The sequence below is a fragment of the Rhizobium croatiense genome (assembly GCF_019793465.1).
Taxonomy (GTDB): Bacteria; Pseudomonadota; Alphaproteobacteria; order Rhizobiales; family Rhizobiaceae; genus Rhizobium; species Rhizobium croatiense.
Genome location: NZ_JAILYJ010000059.1, coordinates 1 through 727 on the forward strand (window position 1 = coordinate 1; position 727 = coordinate 727).

At 54.6% G+C, this 727-nt stretch carries 2 tRNA genes; both read right to left on the reverse strand.

The features are described 5' to 3' along the window. Window positions 1-158: 158 nt before the first annotated feature. Window positions 159-234: transfer RNA gene (locus K6M89_RS30530), tRNA-Ala, on the reverse strand. A 74-nt stretch (window positions 235-308) separates the two neighbouring features. Beyond that, window positions 309-385: transfer RNA gene (locus tag K6M89_RS30535), tRNA-Ile, on the reverse strand. Between the last annotated feature and the right edge of the window lie 342 nt (window positions 386-727).

Below are 727 nucleotides of genomic sequence, written 5' to 3' on the forward strand. Positions count from 1 at the left end.
GAACTGGGCTCGGACGTCTCGGGCCAAAACCCAAAACACCTGGAAGCCTCCAGATCAATCTTCTCTTCACAATGTATGCAGAACAGGCATCAGGCCATAAGCCGATGCAAACTTTTATTTCTTCAAAGGATATCTCTCAGTCTCGACACCAAGCGAATTGGTGGAGCTGAGCGGGATCGAACCGCTGACCCCCTGCTTGCAAAGCAGGTGCTCTCCCAGCTGAGCTACAGCCCCAACCATCGCAAACACCTGACAGCAAACCGTCAGGATCAGGCAAACCCAAACTAACCACCACTTACAAATGCAAATGGTGGGCCCGGGAAGACTTGAACTTCCGACCCCACGCTTATCAAGCGTGTGCTCTAACCAACTGAGCTACGGGCCCATCTCTCTGCGCAGCGCCCATTCCAAAGCTAAGCCTCGGAACAGATCACCCATACAGGCCAGAGGCCGTCGCCGGTCGTCCGGCGCCCTCGCGGAGCGCAGCACCGAAGGTGCGAACAGCGCGTGAGCGCAAACCTATGGTTCGATATCCTTTTGAAGAAAGAGAAACGTGGACGGCGCAGCCCGCCATATCATCGGGCCATGAAGGCTCCGTGACGTATTACGTTGCGATGGTCACCTGACTGGTGCCATCTATGTTCTAAAAAGCACGGGAAGGTTCATCTGAGACATGTCTCAGCGTCTTACCAGTTCCACAGCTTCCTTAGAAAGGAGGTGATCCAGC